The sequence below is a fragment of the Caldicoprobacter sp. genome (assembly GCF_047459465.1).
In the GTDB taxonomy this organism is placed as follows: domain Bacteria; phylum Bacillota; class Clostridia; order Caldicoprobacterales; family Caldicoprobacteraceae; genus Caldicoprobacter.
Window position 1 is genome coordinate 1 of record NZ_VSCO01000172.1, and the last position, 3,388, is coordinate 3,388.

General features: G+C 48.8%; 4 protein-coding genes. All 4 read right to left on the reverse strand.

The features are described 5' to 3' along the window. Nucleotides 1–70 precede the first annotated feature (70 nt). The 4 genes from fusA to FWJ59_RS08770 all read right to left on the reverse strand — a co-directional run bounded on the left by fusA (nt 71) and on the right by FWJ59_RS08770 (nt 3,363). Nucleotides 71–2,134 (reverse strand): elongation factor G, encoded by a 2,064-nt coding sequence (gene fusA, locus FWJ59_RS08755; protein ID WP_414481561.1) that lies wholly within the window; start codon nt 2,132–2,134, stop codon nt 71–73. 68 nt (nt 2,135–2,202) lie between these two features. Continuing rightward, nucleotides 2,203–2,673, reverse strand: a complete 471-nt coding sequence (gene rpsG / locus FWJ59_RS08760; RefSeq protein ID WP_414481562.1) for a 30S ribosomal protein S7 — start codon at nt 2,671–2,673, stop codon at nt 2,203–2,205. Between the two features lie 45 nt (nt 2,674–2,718). After that, the gene (gene rpsL / locus FWJ59_RS08765; RefSeq protein WP_414481563.1) at nt 2,719–3,093 is read right to left on the reverse strand and encodes a 30S ribosomal protein S12; all 375 of its coding nucleotides are present in this window, start codon (nt 3,091–3,093) and stop codon (nt 2,719–2,721) included. A gap of 3 nt (nt 3,094–3,096) precedes the next feature. Beyond that, nucleotides 3,097–3,363 (reverse strand): ribosomal L7Ae/L30e/S12e/Gadd45 family protein, encoded by a 267-nt coding sequence (locus tag FWJ59_RS08770; RefSeq protein ID WP_414481564.1) that lies wholly within the window; start codon nt 3,361–3,363, stop codon nt 3,097–3,099. Nucleotides 3,364–3,388: the final 25 nt, after the last annotated feature.

The window sequence follows — 3,388 nt, forward strand, 5'->3', positions numbered from 1 at the left end:
ATGCGGTTTCGTCCTCTCAAACTTCGCCTTCGCCATCTTTTCCCTTCCTCCTCCTTAAATTTTTAAACTTTCACTTCTTTATTATTTTCTCAACGAGGTTCTTAGGAACCTCTTCATAGTGGGACATCTGCATTACGTAATTCCCTCGTCCTTGAGTCTTTGAACGAAGGTCGGTAGCATAGCCAAACATCTCAGCCAACGGTACATAAGCTTTTATGACCTGTGTGTTACCGCGCAGCTCTGTACCTTCAATCCTACCGCGCCTTGACGAAATATCGCCTATAACATCTCCCATATATTCTTCTGGAACGGTTACCTCAACCTTCATGATGGGTTCCAGAAGTACAGGATCGGCCTTTTGCATAGCCTCCTTAAACGCCATGGAAGCCGCTATCTTAAAAGCCATTTCAGAAGAGTCCACTTCGTGGTACGAACCGTCGAAGACGGTAACCCTAACATCTATTACGGGATATCCAGCAAGCACGCCGCTCTCCATGGCCTCGCGGACGCCGCTTTCAACGGCGGGAATGTATTCCTTAGGAATAACGCCACCAACGATCTTGTTGACAAACTCAAAGCCCTTACCCGGTTCAAGGGGCTCAACCTCAAGCCACACGTGTCCGTATTGACCCCGACCACCAGTCTGCCTGATAAAGCGCCCCTCGGCCTTGACAGCTTTTTTGATGGTCTCTCGATAGGCCACCTGAGGCTTGCCCACGTTGGCTTCTACTTTAAACTCCCTGACCAAACGGTCTACGATGATTTCCAGGTGCAGTTCACCCATACCAGCAATGATGGTCTGCCCGGTCTCTTGGTCAACGTAGGTCCTAAATGTGGGATCTTCTTCGGCCAACCTCTGAAGGGCAACCGACAGCTTCTCCTGGCCTGCCTTTGTCTTGGGTTCAATCGCTACCTGTATGACGGGCTCTGGAAATACCATGGACTCCAGAAGTATGGGGTTGTTTTCATCGCACAGGGTATGGCCCGTTACGGTGTTTTTCAATCCCACCACCGCTACTATATCGCCGGCATAAGCCTCGGAGATCTCCTCGCGATGGTTGGCATGCATTCGAAGAATACGCCCAACTCTCTCTTTTGTGCCACTAGTGGTGTTATATACATAGGTGCCCGACTTTAGCACCCCCGAATAGACTCGGACGTATACAAGCTTTCCCACATATGGATCAGCCATTACCTTAAAGGCCAAAGCGCTCAGCGGCTCATTATCTGATGCATGCCTTACTATTTCCTCGTCAGTATCGGGCGATGTGCCTACCACCGGTGGCAAATCAAGGGGTGAAGGCAGATAATCCACAATGGCATCCAGCAACGACTGTACCCCTTTGTTCCTATAAGATGAACCGCAAAGCACAGGCACTATCTTGAAAGAAATAGTTGCCTTTCTAAGGGCCTTCTTGATCTCATCTATCGTAAGCTCCTCGCCTTCCAAGTATTTCATCATGAGCTCATCGTCCTGCTCGGCGACAGCTTCTAAAAGCTTTGTCCTGTATTCCTGAGCAAGATCCTTTAACTCATCGGGTATCTCGGTCTCCTCGCTCTGTGTTCCCAGGTCATCAAGGTAATATATGGCCTTATTTTTGACCAGATCGATCATCCCTCTAAAGTCGGCCTCTTTGCCGATGGGAATCTGGATGGGGACCGGATTGGCTCCCAGCCTCTCCCGTATCATGTTCACTACGTTGAAAAAGTCAGCTCCAACTATGTCCATTTTATTTACATAAGCCAAACGAGGAACCTTGTATTTATTGGCTTGACGCCACACAGTCTCGGATTGGGGCTCTACCCCTCCCTTGGCACAGAACACCGCAACTGAACCATCGAGGACGCGCAATGAGCGTTCGACCTCTACAGTGAAGTCCACGTGCCCTGGCGTGTCAATAATGTTGATAAAATGATCCCTCCAGCTAACGGTAGTAGCTGCAGATGTTATAGTAATACCGCGCTCCTGTTCTTGAACCATCCAGTCCATGGTAGCAGCTCCTTCATGGACTTCACCAATCTTGTGTATCTTGCCGCTATAGAACAGGATACGTTCGGTAGTAGTCGTCTTACCAGCGTCTATATGCGCCATTATGCCTATATTTCTTACTTTTTCTATTGGCACTCTCGACATAGCTGCACCTCCTCCCTCCTTGAAGCCGGCATCCCCTGTGGTTCAGCCTATAGTATAATAGCATATCATTACCATCTGTAGTGCGCAAAAGCCTTGTTGGCTTCGGCCATTCTGTGGGTATCTTCCTTCTTCTTCACAGCACCACCGGTATTGTTGGCAGCATCTATGATCTCGGCGGCAAGCCTCTCTACCATCGTCCTTTCCCCACGCTCTCTGGCATATTGAACCAACCAACGCAAGCCCAGCGTTTGCCTCCTGTCAGGGTTAACTTCTACTGGTACCTGGTATGTGGCACCGCCAACCCTGCGGGGCCTTACTTCAAGTACAGGCATAACATTGTTCAAGGCCTGCTCAAAAACCTCCATTGGATCCTTGCCGGTTTTCTCCCTGATGAGGTCAAAAGCCCCATAGCAAATCCTCTGAGCAAGAGACTTCTTTCCATCCCGCATGACCTTATTTATGAGCTTGGTTACTAGCTTGCTTCCATAAATGGGATCAGGGAGTACTTCCCGTTTAGGAACAGGTCCTTTTCTCGGCATTATATTCCCTCCTTAACAAAAAATCCACTCACTTTTAGCCTTCCATTACTTCTTGGGTTTCTTAGCACCATACTTGGATCTCCCCTGTTGACGATTAGCCACTCCAGCAGCGTCCAGAGCACCTCGTATGATATGGTAACGTACACCGGGTAAGTCCTTCACCCTGCCCCCGCGAATCAGAACCACCGAGTGTTCCTGCAAGTTGTGTCCAATTCCCGGAATATATGCAGTAACCTCCATACCATTCACAAGGCGGACTCTCGCAATCTTCCGAAGGGCAGAATTGGGCTTCTTGGGGGTGGTTGTCTTAACTGCGATACATACTCCTCTCTTTTGGGGGCATCCCTTCAACGCAGGTGCGGAAGACTTATATCGGCGCTTTTCTCTACCTTTACGAACCAATTGATTGATAGTCGGCATTACCTACACCTCCTTTCGATCGGCCTCTCTCAAAATAGCAGCTGTGGCAGCCCCTACGTCAATGCCACAGGCTCTACCCAATTCTTTCATGGAATCTACGTAAAAAATGGGAATATTATTCTTCTCGCACTCTCTCTTTACCTTATCGCTAATGTACTCATCTACATCCTTTGCCAGATATACCCTCACCGCTTTACCGGCATTGATAGCCTTCAGCGTCTGCTTCGTGCCAACGGTCTTGGCTGAAGCATTTTTTAATTCTTCTAACATGGCTACCCCCATCTTTCACGGAAAA

What these genes read in the sequence shown, in the direction of transcription:
- rpsL (WP_414481563.1), bottom strand. Translation starts at nt 3,093, where the DNA reads ATGCCGACTATCAATCAATTGGTTCGTAAAGGTAGAGAAAAGCGCCGA.
- FWJ59_RS08770 (WP_414481564.1), bottom strand. Translation starts at nt 3,363, where the DNA reads ATGTTAGAAGAATTAAAAAATGCTTCAGCCAAGACCGTTGGCACGAAG.
- rpsG (WP_414481562.1), bottom strand. Translation starts at nt 2,673, where the DNA reads ATGCCGAGAAAAGGACCTGTTCCTAAACGGGAAGTACTCCCTGATCCC.
- fusA (WP_414481561.1), bottom strand. Translation starts at nt 2,134, where the DNA reads ATGTCGAGAGTGCCAATAGAAAAAGTAAGAAATATAGGCATAATGGCG.